The organism is Rhizobium indicum (assembly GCF_005862305.2).
In the GTDB taxonomy this organism is placed as follows: Bacteria; Pseudomonadota; Alphaproteobacteria; order Rhizobiales; family Rhizobiaceae; genus Rhizobium; species Rhizobium indicum.
Map to the genome: position 1 here is coordinate 2,916,079 of NZ_CP054021.1, position 19,589 is coordinate 2,935,667.

Annotated in this window: 22 protein-coding genes; 11 read left to right on the forward strand and 11 right to left on the reverse strand. The window is 61.1% G+C overall.

From position 1 onward, the window contains the following. Positions 1–21 precede the first annotated feature (21 nt). Both FFM53_RS14300 and FFM53_RS14305 read left to right on the forward strand, forming a co-directional pair. Entirely contained in the window at positions 22–666 is a 645-nt protein-coding gene (locus tag FFM53_RS14300) for a septation protein A (RefSeq protein ID WP_138389437.1), read from the forward strand. Then, complete coding sequence (locus tag FFM53_RS14305; RefSeq protein WP_138389438.1) at positions 663–1,250, forward strand: DUF2585 domain-containing protein; 588 nt, start codon at positions 663–665, stop codon at positions 1,248–1,250. The genes FFM53_RS14300 and FFM53_RS14305 overlap by 4 nt, the downstream gene beginning before the upstream one ends. 172 nt (positions 1,251–1,422) lie before the next feature. Here FFM53_RS14305 and FFM53_RS14310 read toward each other — a convergent pair whose 3' ends face one another. From FFM53_RS14310 to ccmA, 5 genes are all read right to left on the reverse strand, one after another. After that, positions 1,423–2,031: a DsbE family thiol:disulfide interchange protein gene (locus FFM53_RS14310; protein ID WP_138389439.1), complete on the reverse strand. Its 609-nt coding sequence runs from the start codon at positions 2,029–2,031 to the stop codon at positions 1,423–1,425. After that, entirely contained in the window at positions 2,028–2,207 is a 180-nt protein-coding gene (gene ccmD, locus FFM53_RS14315; protein ID WP_012759361.1) for a heme exporter protein CcmD, read from the reverse strand. Before ccmD ends, FFM53_RS14310 begins: the two co-directional genes overlap by 4 nt. Positions 2,208–2,209: 2 nt before the next feature. Then, on the reverse strand, positions 2,210–2,971 hold the full coding sequence (locus tag FFM53_RS14320) for a heme ABC transporter permease (RefSeq protein WP_138389440.1): 762 nt from the start codon (positions 2,969–2,971) through the stop codon (positions 2,210–2,212). Between the two features lie 48 nt (positions 2,972–3,019). Then, on the reverse strand, positions 3,020–3,679 hold the full coding sequence (gene ccmB, locus FFM53_RS14325) for a heme exporter protein CcmB (RefSeq protein WP_138389441.1): 660 nt from the start codon (positions 3,677–3,679) through the stop codon (positions 3,020–3,022). A 226-nt stretch (positions 3,680–3,905) separates the two neighbouring features. Next, on the reverse strand, positions 3,906–4,550 hold the full coding sequence (gene ccmA, locus FFM53_RS14330; RefSeq protein WP_138389443.1) for a heme ABC exporter ATP-binding protein CcmA: 645 nt from the start codon (positions 4,548–4,550) through the stop codon (positions 3,906–3,908). Positions 4,551–4,812: 262 nt separating this feature from the next. Between ccmA and acnA the strand changes: the two genes are divergently transcribed. The 3 genes from acnA to FFM53_RS14345 all read left to right on the forward strand — a co-directional run bounded on the left by acnA (position 4,813) and on the right by FFM53_RS14345 (position 9,252). Continuing rightward, positions 4,813–7,503 (forward strand): aconitate hydratase AcnA, encoded by a 2,691-nt coding sequence (acnA, locus tag FFM53_RS14335; protein WP_138389444.1) that lies wholly within the window; start codon positions 4,813–4,815, stop codon positions 7,501–7,503. A 236-nt stretch (positions 7,504–7,739) separates the two neighbouring features. Next, positions 7,740–8,480, forward strand: a complete 741-nt coding sequence (locus FFM53_RS14340) for a DUF1223 domain-containing protein (RefSeq protein WP_003543652.1) — start codon at positions 7,740–7,742, stop codon at positions 8,478–8,480. A gap of 370 nt (positions 8,481–8,850) precedes the next feature. Beyond that, positions 8,851–9,252, forward strand: coding sequence for a DUF2794 domain-containing protein (locus FFM53_RS14345; protein ID WP_129422205.1), 402 nt, complete (start codon positions 8,851–8,853; stop codon positions 9,250–9,252). Positions 9,253–9,258: 6 nt separating this feature from the next. Here the strand turns inward: FFM53_RS14345 and FFM53_RS14350 are convergent, their stop codons facing one another. The 4 genes from FFM53_RS14350 to FFM53_RS14365 form a co-directional block, all read right to left on the reverse strand. After that, on the reverse strand, positions 9,259–9,816 hold the full coding sequence (locus FFM53_RS14350) for a GNAT family N-acetyltransferase (RefSeq protein WP_138389445.1): 558 nt from the start codon (positions 9,814–9,816) through the stop codon (positions 9,259–9,261). A gap of 110 nt (positions 9,817–9,926) precedes the next feature. Then, the gene (locus tag FFM53_RS14355) at positions 9,927–10,655 is read right to left on the reverse strand and encodes a Bax inhibitor-1/YccA family protein (protein WP_138389446.1); all 729 of its coding nucleotides are present in this window, start codon (positions 10,653–10,655) and stop codon (positions 9,927–9,929) included. A gap of 180 nt (positions 10,656–10,835) precedes the next feature. Then, positions 10,836–13,379: an ABC transporter permease gene (locus tag FFM53_RS14360; protein WP_138389447.1), complete on the reverse strand. Its 2,544-nt coding sequence runs from the start codon at positions 13,377–13,379 to the stop codon at positions 10,836–10,838. Beyond that, positions 13,376–14,083, reverse strand: a complete 708-nt coding sequence (locus tag FFM53_RS14365) for an ABC transporter ATP-binding protein (RefSeq protein WP_138331835.1) — start codon at positions 14,081–14,083, stop codon at positions 13,376–13,378. Before FFM53_RS14365 ends, FFM53_RS14360 begins: the two co-directional genes overlap by 4 nt. Before the next feature lie 72 nt (positions 14,084–14,155). Here FFM53_RS14365 and FFM53_RS14370 point away from each other — a divergent pair, with 72 nt between their 5' ends. Together FFM53_RS14370 and thpR are read left to right on the forward strand one after the other, a co-directional pair. Then, positions 14,156–14,800, forward strand: a complete 645-nt coding sequence (locus FFM53_RS14370; protein WP_138389448.1) for an arylesterase — start codon at positions 14,156–14,158, stop codon at positions 14,798–14,800. Between the two features lie 68 nt (positions 14,801–14,868). Further along, complete coding sequence (gene thpR, locus FFM53_RS14375; protein WP_003543644.1) at positions 14,869–15,462, forward strand: RNA 2',3'-cyclic phosphodiesterase; 594 nt, start codon at positions 14,869–14,871, stop codon at positions 15,460–15,462. Here the strand turns inward: thpR and FFM53_RS14380 are convergent. Continuing rightward, entirely contained in the window at positions 15,369–15,869 is a 501-nt protein-coding gene (locus FFM53_RS14380) for a low molecular weight protein-tyrosine-phosphatase (protein WP_138331833.1), read from the reverse strand. The genes thpR and FFM53_RS14380 overlap by 94 nt on opposite strands. Positions 15,870–15,903: 34 nt before the next feature. On the opposite strand from FFM53_RS14380, the gene FFM53_RS14385 reads away from it, so the two are divergent. Further along, a complete protein-coding gene (locus FFM53_RS14385; RefSeq protein ID WP_138331832.1) occupies positions 15,904–16,209 on the forward strand; it encodes a 4a-hydroxytetrahydrobiopterin dehydratase in 306 nt (101 codons plus the stop codon). Between the two features lie 66 nt (positions 16,210–16,275). Further along, positions 16,276–16,668, forward strand: coding sequence for a YkvA family protein (locus FFM53_RS14390; protein ID WP_138389449.1), 393 nt, complete (start codon positions 16,276–16,278; stop codon positions 16,666–16,668). A gap of 34 nt (positions 16,669–16,702) precedes the next feature. Here FFM53_RS14390 and FFM53_RS14395 read toward each other — a convergent pair whose 3' ends face one another. After that, complete coding sequence (locus FFM53_RS14395; RefSeq protein ID WP_138389450.1) at positions 16,703–17,263, reverse strand: sigma-70 family RNA polymerase sigma factor; 561 nt, start codon at positions 17,261–17,263, stop codon at positions 16,703–16,705. Positions 17,264–17,599: 336 nt separating this feature from the next. On the opposite strand from FFM53_RS14395, the gene FFM53_RS14400 reads away from it, so the two are divergent. Together FFM53_RS14400 and rlmN are read left to right on the forward strand one after the other, a co-directional pair. Continuing rightward, positions 17,600–18,109 carry an invasion associated locus B family protein gene (locus tag FFM53_RS14400; protein ID WP_017962430.1) on the forward strand — a complete coding sequence of 170 codons (510 nt, stop codon included), beginning with the start codon at positions 17,600–17,602 and terminating at the stop codon, positions 18,107–18,109. 249 nt (positions 18,110–18,358) lie between these two features. Then, positions 18,359–19,588 carry a dual-specificity RNA methyltransferase RlmN gene (rlmN, locus tag FFM53_RS14405; RefSeq protein WP_138389451.1) on the forward strand — a complete coding sequence of 410 codons (1,230 nt, stop codon included), beginning with the start codon at positions 18,359–18,361 and terminating at the stop codon, positions 19,586–19,588. The last annotated feature ends 1 nt before the right edge of the window (position 19,589 follow it).

Sequence of the window (19,589 nt, forward strand, 5' to 3'; positions counted from 1 at the left end):
GAAAACAGGTTTGAAGAACGCATGAGCACCGAAAGCGATATCACCCCGTCTGCTGCCGACCGGCATCACCCGCTGCTGAAACTGGCGCTGGAACTCGGGCCGCTGATGATCTTCTTCTTCGCCAATCTGCGCGGCCAGTGGCTGGTGGAGACCTTTCCGGCTCTTTCCGAATTGGGCGGACCGCTGTTCGTCGCGACCGGGCTCTTCATGGCGGCGACGATCATCTCGTTGATCGTTTCGAAGATCGTGCTCGGCCATCTGCCGATCATGCCTTTTGTATCCGGCATCGTCGTCGTCATCTTCGGCTCGCTGTCGATCTGGCTGCAGAACGAGACCTTCATCAAGATGAAGCCGACCATCGTCAACGCGCTCTTCGGCGTGGCACTGCTCGGCGGGCTGGCCTTCGGCAAGTCGCTGCTCGGCTATGTCTTCAACGCCGCCTTCCAGCTCGATGCCGAGGGTTGGCGCAAGCTCACTATCCGCTGGGGCATCTTCTTTCTCTTCCTTGCCATGCTGAATGAAGTCGTCTGGCGCAATTTTTCCGACGGTACCTGGGTCGCCTTCAAGGTCTGGGGCACGATGCCGATCACCATCATCTTCACGCTGGCGCAGATGCCGCTGGTGCTGAAGCATAGCGTCAACCTGGAAACGGAAGGCGAGAAGTGAGCGCTGTCGACTTAGAATCTCGCGTAAGACACCAGAACTTCTGGTTCGTCGCCTGCCTTGTGGTCCTGGTCATTCAGATCGCTGCCGAATTTATGATGGGCCGCGTGCCGATCTGCGCCTGCGGTTATGTCAAGCTGTGGGAGGGCGGGGTCAATACCAGCGGCAATTCGCAGCATCTGTCGGATTGGTACACGCCGTCGCACATCATCCACGGCTTCCTGTTCTACGGCCTCGCGCATCTTATCCTGCGCGGCAAGCCGCTGGCGGCAAGGCTGCTGCTGGCGCTGGTCATCGAATCCGGCTGGGAGCTGCTCGAAAACTCCCCTCTCATCATCGACCGCTACCGCACGGCGACCATCGCGCTCGATTATTACGGCGACAGCATCCTGAATTCGGCGATGGACACCGTCTTCATGTGCGTCGGCTTCTTCTTCGCGCGGCGCGCGCCGGTGGCGCTGACGGTGGCGATTGCCATCTTCTTCGAGATTTTTACCGGCTACATAATCCGCGACAACCTGACGCTCAACGTTGTGATGCTGATCTGGCCGGTTGAGGCGATCAAGGTCTGGCAGAGCGGGGGTTAAGACCCCTCCCCAACCCCACCCCACAAGGGGGAGGGACTAACTCGTGGCACCGCCTCGCAAACCAGACCAACTGCACACTGGACGTTTGATAGGACGCACGGCAAGAGCCGCACGTTAAGTCCCTCCCCCTTGTGGGGAGGGGTTGGGGAGGGGTTTTTTGTGGATCACTCACTCAGTAAGTCGGCTTGCCGAGCACCTTTTCCATCGCTGGAAACAACCCTTCCTTCAGGCTGATATCGTCGAAGGGGCCGACGCGCTTGTAGAGGATGGTGCCATCAGGCCCGACCAGATAGCTTTCCGGAATGCCGTAGACACCCCAGTCGATCGCTGCCTTGCCGTTCGGGTCGATGCCGATCGCCTGAAAGGGGTTGCCGAGCTCGCCGAGGAAACGCAGGGCGTTGTCGCTCTGGTCCTTGTAATTGATGGCGACGATGTTCAGCCGTCCGTCTTTTGCCAGTTCTTTCAATACCGGATGTTCGTCGCGGCAGGGGAGGCACCATGAGGCGAAGACGTTGACGAGGGTCAGCTTGCCCTTGATTGCCGCATCGGTCAGCGCCGGCAGGTTGGCGCCGTCGAGCGGCGGCAGGTTGAGCGCCGGCGCCTTGGTGCCGATCAAGGCGGAGGGAATTTCGGCGATGTTCTTGCCATGGAAGTCCTGGTCGTAGAGCATCTTTGCCGCCGTGGCGGCGATGCCGCCGAAGACGACGAGCGGCAGCAGCGCCAGTGCGTAACGGCTCAGCCCGCGCGGCTTGGCGGCGGTGTTTTCCGGCGTGTCGTTCATTCGCCATCCCCCACACTGTCCTTGGGGCGCGCCGAACGGCGGCGGATGCCGGCAGCCTCAAGGGCTGCAAGTTCCCTGCGGCGGGCGCGGCCATCGGCCCAGGTCCAGGCCGTGACTGCGATCGTCACCAGGGCTGCAAAGCCATAGGAAGCGTAGACGTAGAAGGCATGCGTCACTATTAATCCTCCCGGCTCGCCATGCGGGCGGCAAGACGGCGCTGGGCGGCAATGCGGCGGCGCCAGATCTCGTTCCTCATCGCCATGATGTGCAGCGTGAAGAAGAGCAGGGTGAAGGCGATCGCCATGACGAAGAGCGGCCGCAGGAATTCCGGATCGATCGCCGGGCCGTCGAGGCGCAGCACGCTTGCCGATTGGTGCAGCGTGTTCCACCACTCGACCGAGAATTTGATGATCGGGATGTTGACGAAGCCGACGAGGATGAGCACGGCGCTGACGCGCGCGGCCTTCGACGGATCATCGATGGCGCGGCCGAGCGCAATCAGCCCGAGATACATCAGGAAGAGGACGAAGACGGAGGTCAGCCGCGCATCCCACACCCACCAGGTGCCCCACATCGGCTTGCCCCAGAGCGAACCGGTGACGAGCGCGAGCAGGGTGAAGGCGGCGCCGAGCGGGGCAGCGGCCTTGGCGGAGACATCGGCCAGCGGATGGCGCCAGACCAGCGTACCGATCGCCGAGAGGCTCATGATCGTATAGCACATCATCGAAAGCCAGGCCGAGGGCACATGCACATACATGATGCGCACGGTCTCGCCCTGCTGGTAATCGCCTTCGGTGGCGAAGCTCAGATAGAGACCGACGATAAAACAGAGGGCGGTGATGCCGGTCAGCCACGGAATGGCGCGCGCCGCCAGCGCCAGAAACCGCGTCGGGTTGGCGAGATCACTGAATTTGCTGATGGCAAGGCTCGTTTCGCTCATGTCCGCTTCCTTACCTTGATCCGGCTTTTCCCGCAATCGAACGCCCCATCAATCCGCTGTGTTTCGCAGCGCCAGGGCGGCGGCTGCCGGGCCGATGACCGCGAAGAAGAGTGTCAGCGCAATGAGAATCAGGAAGGGCGGCAGGAAGGGGGCGGCATCCTCGACTGCGGCATAGGTGGCGCTGACGCCGAAGATCAGCACCGGGATGGTCAATGGCAACACGAGGATCGAGACCAGCAGGCCGCCGCGGGGCAGCGCCACGGCAACGGCAGCACCCACGGCGCCGATGAAGGTGATGGCGGGCGAGCCGACTAGCAGCGTCAGTATGGTCGCGCCGATCGCGGTCTCGTCCATGTTCATGAAGAGGCCGAGCAGCGGCGAGGCGATGACCAGCGGCAGGCTAGTGGCCGTCCAATGGGCGAAGCATTTGACCAGCACGGTGAGGACGAGCGGTGTTTCCTGCATCAGCATCAAGTCGAGCGATCCGTCATCGCGCTCGGCCTGGAACAGGCGGTCGAGGCCGAGAAGGGCGGCGAGCAACGCGCCGATCCAGACAATGGCGGGGCCGATGCGCGACAGCAGTTTGAGATCGGGACCGACGCCGAAGGGAATGACGGCGACGATGGTCAGGAAGAACAGCACGCCGATCAGCGCACCGCCGCCAGCGCGAATCGAGAGTTTCAGGTCGCGGAAGAAGAGGGCGGTCATGCGGGGCAGCTCTCTAGATGTGCGGTGGACGGGGCACCCCCCTCTGCCCTGCCGGGCATCTCCCCCACAAGGGGGGAGATCGGCTGGATGCTCTTGCTTCCCCAAACAATCGGCCATCCAAATCGGCAATCCGGTTGCGAGGCGGGAAAGCTGAGCAGCTTGTGATCTCTCCCCCTGTGGGGGAGATGCCCGGCAGGGCAGAGGGGGGTAGCCACACCGAGATACATCAACCCCATATCCCCGAATCCACGCCGGCAAAGCCCGTCATCTTCAATTCCTGCGCATTCCTCAGCCCCAAGGGCTGATGCGTTGCCGCCAGCACGATGCCGCCCTTTTCCAGATGCGTCATGATCAAATCGGCAAACAGCCGGTCGGCGCTGGCGTCGAGTGCGGCGGTCGGTTCGTCGAGGATCCAGACGGGGCGGTGGGCGACGAGCAGCTTGGCGAAGGCTATCCGGCGCTGCTGGCCGGCGGAGAGATAACCGAAGGGAAGGTGGGTGATGCCGGAAAGACCGACGGCGTCAGTGGCGTCCTCGACGGAAAGGGGGGCGGAGCCTGTATTGCCGAGAAAGGTGCGCCAGAAATCGAGGTTTTCTGCAACCGTAAGTTCACTCTTCATCGCATTTCGATGGCCAAGGTAGTGGCTGACCTCGCCGGGATCCCTGCCTCCCAGGCTCTCTTCGCCGTGAAATATGACAGTGCCTTTTTCCGGCCTGAGGAGGCCGGCGACGACACGCAGCAAAGTGGACTTTCCCGATCCATTTATTCCGGTCAGGACAAGCGCCTCGCCGGCCGCCAAGTGAAAGGAAATGTTAACGAAAATGAGATCCTCACCGCGCCTTGCAGCCAGATTTTCGGCGGTGAGATGCATGCGTCGGCTCTTTCCTGGTTTCGGCTTGCAGCGGGGTCAAAAAATGTCCGATTTTGACTGTGCTCGGGTATGGCAAGTTTTTAGGAAATTATCTATAAGACCTGCAACCACGCCAGCGGTCGGCGTGAATTTCATCCTTGCGCCGAACTTGGAGCGTCTGTTCCACGTGCGGACAGCGGAAATGGCCGTACCCGCATCCTGATGTGCATTAAGTGCATAGGCGTTCGCACGACTGTGTTGGCTATCAGAAACGGGGTATCTCGTGTCTAAATCTCTTGACAGTTTCAATTGTCGTTCCACGCTTTCCGTCAACGGGAAGGACTATGTCTATTACAGCCTGCCCAAGGCTGAGGCAAACGGTCTGGCCGGCGTGTCGAAGCTTCCCTATTCGATGAAGGTGCTGCTCGAAAACCTGCTGCGCTTCGAAGACGGCCAGTCGGTCACCAAGGAACACATCCTGGCTGTCGCCGAATGGCTGAACAACAAGGGTGCGGTCGAAAACGAAATCGCCTATCGCCCGGCGCGCGTGCTGATGCAGGACTTCACCGGCGTTCCCGCCGTCGTCGATCTTGCCGCGATGCGCGACGCGATGGTGTCGCTCGGCGGCGATCCCGAGAAGATCAATCCGCTTGTTCCCGTCGATCTCGTCATCGACCACTCCGTCATCGTCGACGAATTCGGCACGCCGCAGGCTTTCGCCAGGAATGTGGAGCTGGAATACCAGCGCAACGGCGAGCGCTACCGCTTCCTGAAGTGGGGCCAGCAGGCTTTCAAGAATTTCCGCGTCGTGCCTCCCGGCACCGGCATCTGTCATCAGGTCAATCTCGAATATCTCGGCCAGACCGTCTGGACCAAGGAAGAGGACGGCGAGACGATCGCCTATCCCGATACCTGCGTCGGTACAGACAGCCACACGACGATGATCAACGGTCTCGGCGTTCTCGGCTGGGGTGTGGGCGGTATCGAAGCGGAAGCTGCGATGCTCGGCCAGCCGGTCTCGATGCTGCTGCCCGAAGTCATCGGCTTCAAGCTGACTGGTAAGCTCAAGGAAGGCGTCACGGCGACCGACCTCGTTCTCACCGTCGTGCAGATGCTGCGCAAGAAGGGCGTCGTTTCGAAGTTCGTCGAATTCTTCGGCCCCGGTATGGACAACATGCCGCTCGCCGACCGCGCGACGATCGGCAACATGGGTCCGGAATATGGCGCGACCTGCGGTTTCTTCCCGGTCGACGTCGAAACCATCAATTACCTTACCATGTCCGGCCGCACGCATGACCGGATCGCGCTCGTCGAAGCCTATTCGAAGGCGCAAGGCATGTGGCGCGAGGGCGATGGTTCCGAGCTCGTCTTCACCGACACGCTGGAACTCGATCTTAACGACGTCGTGCCGTCGATGGCCGGCCCGAAGCGTCCGGAAGGCCGCATTTCGCTTGAGAATATCGCGACCGGTTTTGCCGGCTCCATGGATGCCGACTACAAGAAGCCCGGCCAGTTGAACAACCGCTATGCGGTTGAAGGCACCGACTTCGATCTCGGCCACGGTGACGTGGCGATCGCTGCCATCACGTCGTGCACCAACACGTCCAACCCGTCAGTGTTGATCGCCGCCGGCCTTCTCGCCCGCAACGCCGTTGCCAAGGGCCTGAAGACGAAGCCGTGGGTGAAGACCTCGCTGGCACCTGGAAGCCAAGTCGTCGGTGAATATCTCGCCAAGTCGGGCCTGCAGGCCGACCTCGACAAGCTCGGCTTCAACCTCGTCGGCTTCGGCTGCACCACCTGCATCGGCAATTCCGGCCCGCTGCCGGCACCGATCTCGAAGACGATCAACGACAAGGGCCTCATCGTTTCCGGCGTTCTCTCCGGCAACCGCAACTTCGAAGGCCGCATCTCGCCCGACGTGCAGGCGAACTATCTCGCATCCCCGCCGCTGGTCGTCGCTTATGCGCTTGCCGGTACGGTGCAAACGGATCTAACCAAGGAGCCGATCGGCGAGGACCAGAGCGGCAACCCGGTTTATCTCAAGGACATCTGGCCGACCTCGAAGGAAGTTCAGGAATTCATCCTGAAATACGTGACCCGCGAGCTTTACGAAAGCAAGTACGCCGACGTCTTCAAGGGCGACGTCAACTGGCAGGCCGTTCAGATCCCGCCGGGCCAGACCTATGCCTGGGACGACAATTCGACCTATGTGCAGAACCCGCCCTACTTCGTCGGCATGGGCAAGAAGGGCAGCGGCGTTTCCGACATCAAGGGCGCCCGCGTCCTCGGCCTGTTCGGCGACAAGATTACCACCGACCACATCTCGCCGGCCGGTTCGATCAAGGCGGCATCGCCGGCCGGCGCCTACCTGATCGACCACGACGTCGCCGTTGCCGATTTCAACCAGTACGGCACGCGCCGCGGCAACCATGAAGTGATGATGCGCGGCACCTTCGCCAATATCCGCATCCGCAACCACATGCTCGGCCCGAACGGCAAGGAAGGTGGCTACACCATCCATTACCCGTCGAAGGAAGAGACCTCGATCTACGACGCCGCGATGCAGTACAAGCAGGAAGGTGTGCCGCTCGTCATCTTCGCCGGTGTCGAATACGGCAACGGCTCCTCGCGCGACTGGGCTGCCAAGGGCACCAACTTGCTCGGCGTCAAGGCGGTGGTCGCCCAGTCCTTCGAGCGCATTCATCGTTCGAACCTGGTCGGCATGGGCATCATCCCCTTCGTCTTCGAAGAGGGCACGACCTGGCAGAGCCTCGGCCTCAAGGGCGACGAACTCGTCACCATCGAAGGTCTGGAAAAGATCAAGCCGCGCGAGAAGAAGATCGCCAGGATCACCTATGGCGACGGCACCGTGAAGGAGGTTCCGCTGCTGTCGCGCGTCGATACGCTCGACGAGGTGATCTACCTCAACAATGGCGGCATCCTGCAGACGGTTCTGCGCGATCTCGCTGCCTGATTTTTAAGAGACTTATTTGATAATAGCCGCCGGAAAGCAATCTCCGGCGGCTTTTCTTTGGTGCGACGACAGTATTTGGACGGGCTCACGATGATTTGTTTTATGCAAGTTCCCGTCGAGCTACGTCTCACCCGTTCGTGACTTTTCGTTTGGACCCGGAAGGATTATTCGTACGTTCATATGTCAGGGCCCCCGGTTCAAACATGCCGTCGGCGCTGAAAAAGAGGTGCAGGTGAATGTCCCCCCGTTTTTTGATTCCGCTGATTGCCGGCGTTGTTCTCTCAGGCCCGCTACAGGCCGAAGACGGCACGCCGAAAGGTGTCGTCGAACTCTTCACGTCGCAGGGCTGCTCCTCCTGTCCTCCCGCTGATGCCGCTTTCCGCAAGCTGGTGAACCAGGGCGATGTCATTGCGCTCGCCTATCATGTCGATTACTGGAACTATCTCGGCTGGGCCGATACGCTGAGCTCCAAGGAAAACACCGAGCGGCAGTATGGCTATGCCAAAACGATGGGCCGCAGCAACGTCTACACGCCGCAGGCCATCGTCAATGGACGCGACCATCTGGCCGGCGCCGATCTGAATGGCATCAACAGCAAGATCGACACCTATAGCAGCGAAGGCAACGGGCTGACCGTTCCGATCAGTGCCGCGATGCGCGGCGACGAGCTGGAGATCAAGATCGGCGCGGGACAAGGCAAAGCCAATGTCGTCATGGTCTATTTCGATAAGGAAAAGACGATCGACGTCGAAAAAGGCGAGAACAGCGGCCAGAAGATCTCCTATCTGCACAGCGTCACCAATGTCGAAACCGTCGGCATGTGGGACGGCAAGGCGACCAGTCTGACGCTGCCGGCCAGCGTCCTGCAGCGGCCGCAGCTCGAGGGCTGCGCCATCCTGCTGCAATCGGCGACCGCAGACGGCGATCCGGCGGCGATCCTTGGCGCGACCGTGGTGATGGCTGGCAAAAATATCTGAGATTCATCCGGTTGCGGATGAAGTGCTGGGGCGGCCCGGCCGAGCGTATTCGGGGCTGGGGTTAAGGTCGATACGCTCCGCCGGGCCCTTTGGCGCGCTGGCGCCAAACTGGAATTCATAAATCTCCTGCAAATGAGGCGCTGTTTTGACTGAAATGCGGCGCTGCGGAGAAAGCGTTGACCTGTCCAGCGCATCATGCTTTCCGAAAATCGAACCCAACTTTCGCAAGACATGATGCGCTGACTCAAAGTGCTACAGCGTCCTTGCGCGAGAGACGTGCGGCGGAATGTGACGGCTGGCACTCTTGCAATTTGCGGCGGCTCGGGCAAACTGTCACCCTCCTGTCACATGTGGAGGCCTTGTGAGACTGATGACAGATCAGCCGGATTTGCGACACGGCGAAAGCCGTTCCGTCGACCACAGTTCCTCAGTCGTCGTCGATCTCAGGGAATACAAACAAAGCAAGGACCCGCTTCCGGTGACCTTCCACCGGCGCGAACTGGACGCGATCCTCTGGATCTACGGCCGGATGGTCGGTGATGGTGAATGGCGCGACTACGCCATCGATCACCTGAAGGACAGGGCGGTCTTTTCCGTTTTCAAGCGTTCCGGCGAAATGCCGCTCTTCCGCATCGAGAAAAACCCGAAGCTCGCCGCCAAGCAGGGCGCCTATTCCGTGATCAGCGTCAACGGCACGATCCTGAAGCGCGGTCACGAGCTGAACCAGGTGCTGAAGGTCTTCGACAAGGCCCTGAAGCTCGTCGACAAGTAAACCATATCAGCCGTTAAACAGCGTGCCGGGATAGGTCGACGGGTCCGGATCTGTGCTCATGCCTTCGCCGAGGGCGCGCTGCATGAACATCGTATCCAGCCAGCGGCCGTGCTTGTAGCCGGTGCCCTTCATCAGACCAACCTCCTCGAAGCCGGCCGTGCGATGAAGCGCGATCGAGGCGGGGCTGGCGCCGCCGATGACGGCTGCCATCTGACGAAAGCCGAGGGTGGTGCAACGGATGATCAGTTCGGCGAGCAGCGCCTTGCCGATGCCGCGGCCGCGGGCTTGCGGCGCCAGATAAATCGAATCCTCGACCAGCCAGCGATAGGCAGGACGCGTGCGGAAGGCCGAGGCGTAGGCGTAGCCGAGCAAGGCCCCGTCCGTGCCGATGGCTGCGATATAGGGATATTGCTGGCCGACGATGGCCGCAAAGCGTTGCGCCATCTCGGCCTCGGAGGGCGGCACGATCTCATAGCTCGCGACGCCGTTCAGGACCGATTCGCGATAGATATCGGCAATGGCGGGAATATCGGCGTTCGAAGCATCGCGCAGGAGGAAGGACATTTCAGCAGCATATCCATAAGGGCGGCAAGGGCTTTCTAAAACCATTCCGTGAAAGCCTACGCAACAAAAAAGGCGGCCGAAGCCGCCTTTTCGATCTCAGTCTGCCCTGCTTATTTACGGTTGCCCATGAACTGCAGCAGGAACATGAAGAGGTTGATGAAGTCGAGATAGAGCGTCAGCGCACCCATGATCGCCTTGCGACCGGCCACGGCGACGTCATCGGCTTCCAGGTACAATTCCTTGATCCGCTGCGTATCGTAGGCGGTGAGGCCTGCGAAGATCAGCACGCCGAGCACCGAGATCGCGAACTGCACGGCAGACGACGCCAGGAAGATGTTGACGATCGAGGCGATGATCAGGCCGAACAGACCCATCATCAGGAACGAGCCCATCGCCGACAGGTTACGCTTCGTCGTGTAGCCGTAAAGCGACAGCGCGCCGAAGGAGGCGGCGGTGACGAAAAAGGTCTGAACGACGCTCTGGCCCGTGTAGATCAGGAAGATCGACGAGAGCGACAGGCCGACGAGCGCGGCGTAGACCGCAAAGGTCGTCTGGGCGGCGGCCACCGTCATCGTATTGATCCGGAAGCTCAGGAAGAACACCAGAGCCAGCGGCGCCAGGATGACCACCCACTTCAGCGGGCTCAAATAGATCGCCTGACCGAAAGCGGTCAGCTCACCATTGGCGAAGGCGAATTGGAACGACAGATATGCGGCCACACCGGTGATCGCCAGACCCAGCGCCATCAGGTTGTAGACCTTGAGCATATAAGCGCGCAGGCCTTGATCAATCATCTCGCCGGTCTGAGCGCGGCTTTGATAGTTACGAAGATCAGCCATAGTTTCCTCTTACAAGCTCCGATGGAAATACGGTGTCGGGGTTTTCGACCCGGGCGCCGCTGCGGAGCTCCAGCATGCCTGCGGATAATATGAGGCTTTCGCCCTTTGCAAACAAGAGGCTTGCAAAGGCTCGGTCGGTTAAATCGCCGTAAGGTGAAGGGTTTGGGTGCCGCTGCCCGGTCAAAGCTCGCGCAAGACGGGGGCCGCCTTCTGCCCGAGGATGCGCCAGGTGCCGATAAGGCCGATGCCGACGGTGAGGACGAGTGCTGTGACGAGCGTCAGTCCCGCCACGTCGGGCAGAAAGGTCGACGGCAGACGCATGATGCGGGCGACGATGAACCAGGCGGCGACGCTGCCGGCGATCAGCGCGAAGATCGCAGTCGCGAGGCCGAGGATCAGATATTCGTAGCTGAAGGCGCGGATCAGCATGGCGCGCGTGGCACCGAGCGTCTTCAGCACCACCGCATCGTGGGTGCGCGCCCGGTTTCCGGCGGCAAGCGCGCCGGCAAGGACGAGGATCGAGGCGATCAGGGCGACCGAGGCCGCAGCGCGGATTGCGGTCGCGAGCTGTGCGACCAGCTGGTTGACGATATCGATCGCGTCCTTGACGCGCACACTGGTGATCGTCGGATAGGTGTTGGTGACGGATTTCAGGATCGCCGCATCTTCGGCCGGTGTCGAAGAGGGATCGGTCAGCGTCGCCAGCCACGCATGCGGGGCGCCGCGGAAGGTATTCGGCGAGAAAACCATGACGAAATTGATCGACAGCGATTCCCACTCGACGCGGCGCAGATTGGCGATCTTCGCCGTGATGTTGCGGCCGAGCACGTTGACGGTCACCGTATCGCCGAGCTTGAGGCCGAGTTCATGCGCCTCTTCCGAGGAGAAGGAGACGAGCGGCTCGCCGCTGTAATCCTTGTCCCACCATTTGCCTTCGGTGAGGGCGGCGTTCTCCGGCAGGGTTTCGGCATAGGTTATGCCGCGATCGCCGTTCAGCACCCAGCGGCCGGAGGCCGGCACGTTCATCTTGGTGACGTCCTCGCCGTTGAAGGCGATGATCCGGCCGCGCAGCATCGGCACTTCGACAAGCTTGCCCTGCGGCGCTTGCGCCTGGACGAGATTGCGGAAGGCGCCGACCTCGGCGCTCTGGATATCGACGAAGAAGAAGTTCGGCGCACCCTCGTTCATGCGGCCGGTCAGCTGCTGGCGCAGGTTCCCGTCGATCAGGGTCAGCGTCACCAGCAATGCGAGGCCAAGGCCGAGCGAGAGCACGACTGAGGGCGTCAGTGCGCCGGGGCGGTGGATGTTGCCGATCGCAAGCCGCAGTGCCGGCGAATTGACGCGCGGGCTGCGGCGCGCGAGCCAGGCGATCAGCGCGGCGACCAGGCGCAGGACGACAAAGGCGAAAACGATCGCGCCGACGAAGACGACGGCGATGAAGCGGTCATAGGCGGTGAGGATGGCAAGGCCGGCAAGGGCGGCCATGAACAGGGCGGCTAGCAGGATGTAGGGCCAGGAGGGCAGGTGGCGGGCCTCGAAGCCTTGCTCGCGGAACAGCGCGGTAGCAGGCACTTCGCGAGCGTGGCCGAGCGGCAGGATGGCAAAGGCGAGCGTCGTCAGGATGCCGAAGAGCGTCGCCAGCAGCAGGGCGCCGGGATAGAGGGTCGGCACGGTCGAGACCGGCAGGAATTGTGCCAGGAATTGCGCGGCAAGCATCGGCGACAGGGCGCCGATGACGAGGCCGATCAGGATCCCGCCGAGAGCGATGATGGCGATCTGGAAGAGATAGATCAGAACGACGACCTGCGCCGGCGCACCGAGACATTTGAAAGTGGCGATGGTGGTGCGTTTGGAATCGAGGAAGGCGCGCACTGCATTGGCGACACCGACGCCGCCGACGATCAGCGCGGTGAGGCCGACCAGGGTCAGGAACTGCGAGAAGCGGGTGATGTTTTCGGTGAGCGAGGGCGCGGCGCGGTCGCTGGTGCGGATCGCCCAGCCGGCGGAGGGGAATTCCTTCGAGGCGCGCGCCTGGATGCCCGACATCGCGGCCTTGTCGTCCAGCCGGATCTTGTAGGCGTGTTCGACCAGGCTTCCCGTCTGGATCAGCCCGGAGGCTTGGAGCGCCTGGCGGCTGACGAGCAGACGCGGCGCAAAGCCAAAACCTTCCGACAGTGCGTCCGGCTCGGTTTTCACCGTGCCGGTGATGCTGAGCTTGACGTTGCCGAGCAGCAATTCGTCGCCGACCGCAAGCCCGAGCCGATCGAGAAGCAGCGGGGCTGCGACCGCACCATAGGTGCCGCCTTGGCCCGAAAGCAGTGCTGCAAGCGGATAGTCCGGCTCGGCCACGAACTTGCCGTAGAGCGGGTAGGCGTCATCGACGGCCTTGACCTCGACCAGCGCCTGATCGGAACCGTCGGGCTTGCGGGCCATCGAGCGCAGGCCTGTTGACACCGAAACGGTGCCGAGGCCTTCGAGGAAACCTATTTCCTGAGGTGTGGCTTCGCGATTGTTGAGTTCGAAACGGACGTCGCCGGCCAGCAGTTCCTGCCCCTGCGAGGCGATCGTGTCGGTGATCGACTGCGAAACGGAATTAACGGCGGCGATGGCGCCGGTGCCGAGCGCGATGCAGGCAAGGAAGATGTAAAAGCCGCGGATGCCGCCGCGCAGCTCGCGCAGCGCCAGGCGAAAAGCGAGGGAGACGCGTGGCGTGATGATCCTCATGCGATCGCCGCTTCGCTGCGGCGGGCGGCGCTGTCGCCTTCGATCCTGCCGGAGCGGACGCGAATCTGGCGCGAGCATCGGTTTGCGAGCGAGACGTCGTGGGTGACGAGAAGCAGGGTCGTGCCGCGTTCAGCCTGCTTGGAGAACAGAAGGTCGGCGATCTGGCGGCCGGTCTCGGTGTCGAGATTGCCGGTCGGCTCGTCGGCGATCAGCAGGGCAGGCGAGGGGGCGAGCGCCCTGGCAATTGCCACGCGCTGCTGTTCACCGCCGGAAAGCTGACCGGGATAGTGGTGCAGCCGTTCGCCGAGCCCGACCGATTTCAGCTCGCGATGAGCGATCTCGAAGGCGTTGCTGACATTGGCGAGCTCGAGCGGCACGGCGACGTTTTCCAGCGCCGTCATGTTGGCGATCAGGTGAAAGGACTGGAAGACGATGCCGATGTTGCGGCCGCGGAAATCGGCGACCTGGTCCTCGCTGAGGCTATGGAGCGGCGTATCGTTGATGTTGATTTCACCGCTGTCGAGCCTTTCCAGCCCGGCAAGCACCATCAGCAGGGTCGATTTGCCGGAACCGGAAGGGCCGACGATGCCAACGGATTCACCGGCCGCGATATCGAGATCGATGCCCTTCAGCACATGGACGGAGGCGGCTGCGCTACCAAGGGTCAGATCGGCGCCCTTCAACTCGATAATGGTTTTTGCCAACAGAAATCGCCCTATATATGTCCGTAATCGAATGGCCGCATAACGGCACTTCGCCAATCTAGGGAAGCTAGCATGAGATTTAAAGTTGCCGCCCTTCAATTCACCGTCATCGCCGTCTCGCTGGCCCTTGCCACTGCAGCCAATGCCCGGACAATCAATCTCGTCGGCTTTGGAGACAGTTTGATGGCGGGCTATCAGCTGCCGCTCGGCGACGGCTTTCCAGAAAAGCTGCAGGCGGCCCTGAAGGCGAAGGGGCTCGATGTCACCATTGCCAATGCCGGGGTCTCCGGCGACACGACGACAGCAGGGCTTGCGCGCGTCGACTGGTCGGTGCCCGACGGCACCGATGGCGTCATTCTCGAGCTGGGCGCCAATGATGCGTTGCGTGGTATCCCGCCGGAGGAGAGCGAGAAGAATCTCGATCAGATGATTACCCGGTTAAAGGCGCGCGGGATTGCCGTGCTGCTCGCCGGTATCATAGCGCCGCCGAACATGGGAGCGGATTATGCCGCACGATTCAACCCGATCTATCAGAAACTCTCGGAAAAACATAAGCTTCCACTCTATGCCTTCTTCCTCGACGGCGTCGCGCTGGAGGCCGGGTTGAAGCTTGAAGACGGCATGCATCCAAATGCGAAAGGTGTCGACGTCATGGTCGAAAAGATGGAGCCTGCTGTCACAAATTTCGTCGAAACGATTTCTTCTGTGAAGAAATAGGGGCTTGCGCGGTTATTGATTGCATGATTCCGTGTGAGCACCTGCAAAAGATTCGGGGAGTGCTCGTGATGCCGAGACTGTTTACCGCCCTCGAAATTCCGCGCAATGCGGCGATGAGTCTTTCATTGCTGCGCGGTGGCCTCCCCGGAGCACGATGGATCGATGTGGAGAATTACCACATCACCCTGCGCTTCATCGGTGATGTCGACGGCCGCACGGCCGATGAAATCGTTGAACGCCTCGACCGGATCGACCGGCCGGAATTCCAGTTCCGGCTGGAAGGCATCGGTTCGTTCGGTTCGAAGAAACCACATTCGGTCTGGGCCGGCGTCTCGCAATCGCCTGAAATGTATGCCCTGCAGGGCGAGATCGAGCGCATCTGCCAGCGCATCGGCCTGCCGCCGGATCCCCGCAAATTCATGCCGCATGTGACGCTGGCGCGGCTCAAATCCTCGCGGCTCGACGATGTCGTGCAATATCTGGCCGGACGCGGCAACTTCCACACAGCAACCTTCACCGCACCGCGCTTCGTGCTGCTTTCGTCGCGCGAATCGGTCGGTGGAGGGCCTTACCTCACCGAGGAAGTGTTCCCGCTGCACGAGGCACGCTCGACGCCCAGCGTTTCGAGCAGCCTGCAGCAGCCGGTCAAGAGCCTGGTGTAGACCAACTCGAAACCATCAGGGCCGCCATAATAGGGATCGGGAATATCCTCTCCCGTTCCCAGTGCGGTATCACCGAAAAGGTGGATATTCGCTCCATGCGGCGCGCTCTTTTTGAGCGCCGCCAGGTTGTCGCGGTCCATGGCGAGGATCAGATCGAAATCCCTGAAATCCCTCGACTGAATGCGCCGGGCGCGCTGCCCCGATATGTCGATGCCGTGGTTTTTCGCGGTGGCGATCGAACGCCGGTCGGGCGGATCGCCGTCATGCCAGCCGCCGGTGCCGGCGGAAGCGATGGTAAAATCGCCGGTCAAGCCTGCCTCGGCGACGAGATGGCCAAAAATTCCCTCCGCGAGCGGAGAACGGCATATATTGCCCATGCAAACGAAGAGGATGCTGATGCGTTTCATCGGTAACCTGTCTGACAGAGAAGAGGACCATGGCATGAAAATGGAAAAACTGGAACGGACGGCAGCCGAGGCTGAGCTGGCCGAGCTTTCGGGCTGGGTGCTCAATGATGCGGGTTCGTCGATATCGAAGACGTTCAAGTTCGCAAATTTCGTCGAGGCTTTCGGCTTCATGACGCAGGCAGCGCTTGCGGCCGAGAAGCTCAACCATCATCCCGAATGGTTCAATGTTTATTCCCGGGTGGATGTCACGCTGAACACGCATGATGCCGGCGGGCTGACGGAGCTGGATTTCAAGCTCGCCAAAGCCATGGAGAAGGCTGCGGCGCGACGTGTCGTTTGAAAGCGGGGCCGATTGAAAGACTGGGCGCCGTCACCATATGTTCGCATGGACAAAAGGGATGCAGGGATGGACGAGGTCAAATTCGGGGAAATCCTGTTGCCGGGCGACGAGGACACGCAGAGCCGGCGCGAGAAGACCGTCAGGCAGAAATTCTGGCCGACGTTCCGGCGGGCCGTGCGGCAGATCCCGTTCTCGCGCGATGTCGTCGCCGGTTTCTATTGCGCGCTCGATTCGCAGACGCCAACGAAGGTGCGCGGCGTGCTGCTTGCAGCACTCGCCTATTTCGTCATGCCGATCGACATGATCCCGGATATTTTCGCCGTCATCGGCTTTTCCGACGACATCGCCGTGCTTTCGGCCGCTTTCGCCATGGTGCGCGGCCACATCCGGCCGGGCCACTATGAAGCCGCCGACCGCGTTCTCGCCGATCGGCCGGAAGAAGCGATGAAGACGATTTAAAGCGCATCGCGGCGAGCCTTTTGGCGAGATCGCATCAGGCGATTTCGCGTTCCAGCACCTTGCGGAGCTTGCCGAAGGCAAGTCGGATACGCGACTTTACCGTGCCGAGCGGCAGTCCGGTCGCTTCGGCGATCTCCGAATGCGATTGACCGAGGAAGAAGGCGGCGCGCAGCATGTCGCGCTGTTCCTCCGGCAATTGGCCGACGGCGGCGCGTATCTTGGCGTCGCGATCGTCATTGGCGATCATTTCTTCCGCGCCGATATCGGCCGGCGGTTGCAAGGCCGGATCAGTCTCATCGAAGATGCGGGTATTGGCGCGGCGCTGCATGTCGATGCGGCGGTTGCGGGCAATGCGGAAAAGCCAGGTCGAAAGGGAAGATCGCGTGGCATCGTAGAGCTCTGCCTTGTGCCAGAGCACGATCATGATCTCCTGGACCAGTTCCTCGGCCTCGCCTGATGTCATCCTCTGGCGCATCAGCCAGGCCTTCAGGCGGGGTGCGAAATAGTCGAACAGGATGGAGAAGGCCTGCTGGTCGCGATCGTCCGCGACGGCCTTCGCGAGGGCAGCGAAACGCTGTCTTTCCTCGGCATCCATATCTCCTCACCAGCCCCCTGCGACAATAATTTCGTCCCGGATTTCCAAGTCTTACTGAGGTACAACGGATTTGGGAAAGGTCAAACTCTTGCCTGAATCTTTGTGTCTTAAATTCAGCCGAACGGACGGCCAGTGCCATTGGGGCACGGTGTCGCGGTCGATACCGTCAAAGGGGCGAAAATTGACACTCGAGCTGAAATGACACAGGCACATACAAATCGCAGCCATTGTTGACCATTTGGTAACCTGAATTAAGTCAAAATAAAGCAGATCGTGATTATGCGGCGCCCGCTATGATCGCTTCGGGCCTTGAATCGCAAGAACCGGCAGGAATCCATGTTTGTAAAAAGTATCGTATCCGCTCTCGCACTCACCCTTGTTATGGCCGGAGTTGCGACAGCGCAGCAGGCCGCGCCGAACCGCATCCAGCAGTTCCAGGCGTGGGGCGCTTACTCCTACAAGTCGGGCAACAGCACCGTCTGCTACGTGCTTTCCGTTCCGACGGCAAAGCAGCCGGCAAGCGTCGACCACGGCGACAATTTCTTCATCGTCTCTCAGCGTCCGGGCCAGAACATCTCCTACGAACCGCAGGCGATGATGGGCTACACGGTCAAGGAAAATTCGAAGATCAACGTCGTCATCGACAACAAGACCTTCGTGATGTTCACCAAGGACAAGGCCGGATGGGTCGAGAACGCGGCGCAGGAGCCGGCCCTCGTCGCCGCGATGAAGACCGGTCATTCGATGACGGTCAACGCCGTTTCGCGCAAGGGCACCGGCACCTCCTACAGCTACTCGCTCTCGGGTATCTCGGCTGCGCTGAAGCAGATCGAAACCTGCAAGTAAGCGGTCCTTTAGGCCGAAGAATTTCATGGGCCGGCCTTGCGCCGGCCCATGCCGTTTCCATCTATGGTGACGCGCGGGCAAAATGATGCTAAAGCCGGCGCCAACAGCGGACAGATCGCGATTTCAGTCGCCGTTCCGCCATTCAATTTCTGCCAATGTGCCGTCATGCACCCGCCAGTCTTCCGGCTTAGCCCTGAAGTTCGCAGGGTTTGCGGGGCGGTTACGTGTTCGAATTCGGGATGAAAGACTATGTCCGTCATGGATGCGATTGATGTCATCAAGCCTCAGGCGCCCCGCGCCGCTTCCGGCGTCGAGAAGCCGTCCCTGATTGGGCTGTCGCGTGAGGAGATGGGCGCGGCACTCCGGGAAAAGGGTGTGGCCGAGAAGCAGATCAAGATGCGCGTCTCGCAGCTCTGGAACTGGATCTATGTGCGCGGCGTCTCCGACTTCGACCATATGACGAATGTCGCCAAGGACATGCGGGAGATGCTGAAGCAGCATTTCACCATCGCGCGTCCCGAGATCGTCGAGGAGCAGGTCTCCAACGACGGCACGCGCAAATGGCTGCTGCGCTTTCCGCCGCGGGGCGCCGGGCGTCCCGTCGAGATCGAGGCCGTCTACATTCCGGAAGAGGGCCGCGGCACGCTCTGTCTTTCCAGCCAGGTCGGCTGCACGCTCACCTGTTCCTTCTGTCATACCGGGACGCAGCGTCTGGTGCGCAACCTGACGGCGGAGGAAATTCTTTCGCAGCTGCTGCTTGCCCGCGACCGGCTTGGGGACTTTCCGGACCGTGAAGCGCCGCAGGGTACGATCATGCCTGCCGAGGGCCGTAAGGTCAGCAACATCGTCATGATGGGCATGGGCGAGCCGCTTTATAACTTCGATGCTGTCAAGCAGGCATTGCTGATCGCAACGGATGGTGACGGCCTGTCGCTGTCCAGGCGCCGCGTGACGCTTTCCACTTCTGGCGTTGTGCCGGAGATCTTCCGCACCGGCGAGGAAATCGGCGTCATGCTGGCGATTTCGCTGCATGCGGTGCGCGACGATCTGCGCGACCTTCTGGTGCCGATCAACAAGAAGTACCCGCTGAAGGAGCTGATCGAGGCCTGCCGGTCCTATCCAGGTCTTTCGAACGCGCGGCGCATCACCTTCGAATATGTGATGCTGAAGGATGTCAACGACGGCCTGGAAGACGCCAAGGGGCTGATCAAGCTCCTGAAAGGCGTGCCGGCGAAGATTAACCTCATTCCGTTCAATCCCTGGCCCGGCACCAATTATCAGTGTTCCGACTGGGAGCAGATCGAGAAGTTCGCCGATTTCATCAATTCGGCAGGTTATGCCTCGCCGATCCGTACGCCGCGCGGCCGCGATATTCTTGCCGCCTGCGGCCAGTTGAAATCGGAATCGGAACGCATGCGCAAGACCGAACGTCTGGCCTTCGAGGCGATGATGATCGCCAATCACGGCGCCGACGACTGAT

Bases quoted from the DNA above. Each gene is read 5' to 3' on its own strand.
- FFM53_RS14370 (WP_138389448.1), top strand. From the start codon at position 14,156: ATGAGATTTAAAGTTGCCGCCCTTCAATTCACCGTCATCGCCGTCTCG.
- FFM53_RS14385 (WP_138331832.1), top strand. From the start codon at position 15,904: ATGAAAATGGAAAAACTGGAACGGACGGCAGCCGAGGCTGAGCTGGCC.
- FFM53_RS14310 (WP_138389439.1), bottom strand. From the start codon at position 2,031: ATGAACGACACGCCGGAAAACACCGCCGCCAAGCCGCGCGGGCTGAGC.
- FFM53_RS14395 (WP_138389450.1), bottom strand. From the start codon at position 17,263: ATGGATGCCGAGGAAAGACAGCGTTTCGCTGCCCTCGCGAAGGCCGTC.
- FFM53_RS14380 (WP_138331833.1), bottom strand. From the start codon at position 15,869: ATGAAACGCATCAGCATCCTCTTCGTTTGCATGGGCAATATATGCCGT.
- FFM53_RS14350 (WP_138389445.1), bottom strand. From the start codon at position 9,816: ATGTCCTTCCTCCTGCGCGATGCTTCGAACGCCGATATTCCCGCCATT.
- FFM53_RS14355 (WP_138389446.1), bottom strand. From the start codon at position 10,655: ATGGCTGATCTTCGTAACTATCAAAGCCGCGCTCAGACCGGCGAGATG.
- FFM53_RS14345 (WP_129422205.1), top strand. From the start codon at position 8,851: ATGACAGATCAGCCGGATTTGCGACACGGCGAAAGCCGTTCCGTCGAC.
- ccmA (WP_138389443.1), bottom strand. From the start codon at position 4,550: ATGCATCTCACCGCCGAAAATCTGGCTGCAAGGCGCGGTGAGGATCTC.
- FFM53_RS14320 (WP_138389440.1), bottom strand. From the start codon at position 2,971: ATGAGCGAAACGAGCCTTGCCATCAGCAAATTCAGTGATCTCGCCAAC.
- FFM53_RS14400 (WP_017962430.1), top strand. From the start codon at position 17,600: ATGTTTGTAAAAAGTATCGTATCCGCTCTCGCACTCACCCTTGTTATG.
- FFM53_RS14300 (WP_138389437.1), top strand. From the start codon at position 22: ATGAGCACCGAAAGCGATATCACCCCGTCTGCTGCCGACCGGCATCAC.
- FFM53_RS14360 (WP_138389447.1), bottom strand. From the start codon at position 13,379: ATGAGGATCATCACGCCACGCGTCTCCCTCGCTTTTCGCCTGGCGCTG.
- FFM53_RS14390 (WP_138389449.1), top strand. From the start codon at position 16,276: ATGGACGAGGTCAAATTCGGGGAAATCCTGTTGCCGGGCGACGAGGAC.
- ccmB (WP_138389441.1), bottom strand. From the start codon at position 3,679: ATGACCGCCCTCTTCTTCCGCGACCTGAAACTCTCGATTCGCGCTGGC.
- thpR (WP_003543644.1), top strand. From the start codon at position 14,869: ATGCCGAGACTGTTTACCGCCCTCGAAATTCCGCGCAATGCGGCGATG.
- FFM53_RS14340 (WP_003543652.1), top strand. From the start codon at position 7,740: ATGTCCCCCCGTTTTTTGATTCCGCTGATTGCCGGCGTTGTTCTCTCA.
- rlmN (WP_138389451.1), top strand. From the start codon at position 18,359: ATGTCCGTCATGGATGCGATTGATGTCATCAAGCCTCAGGCGCCCCGC.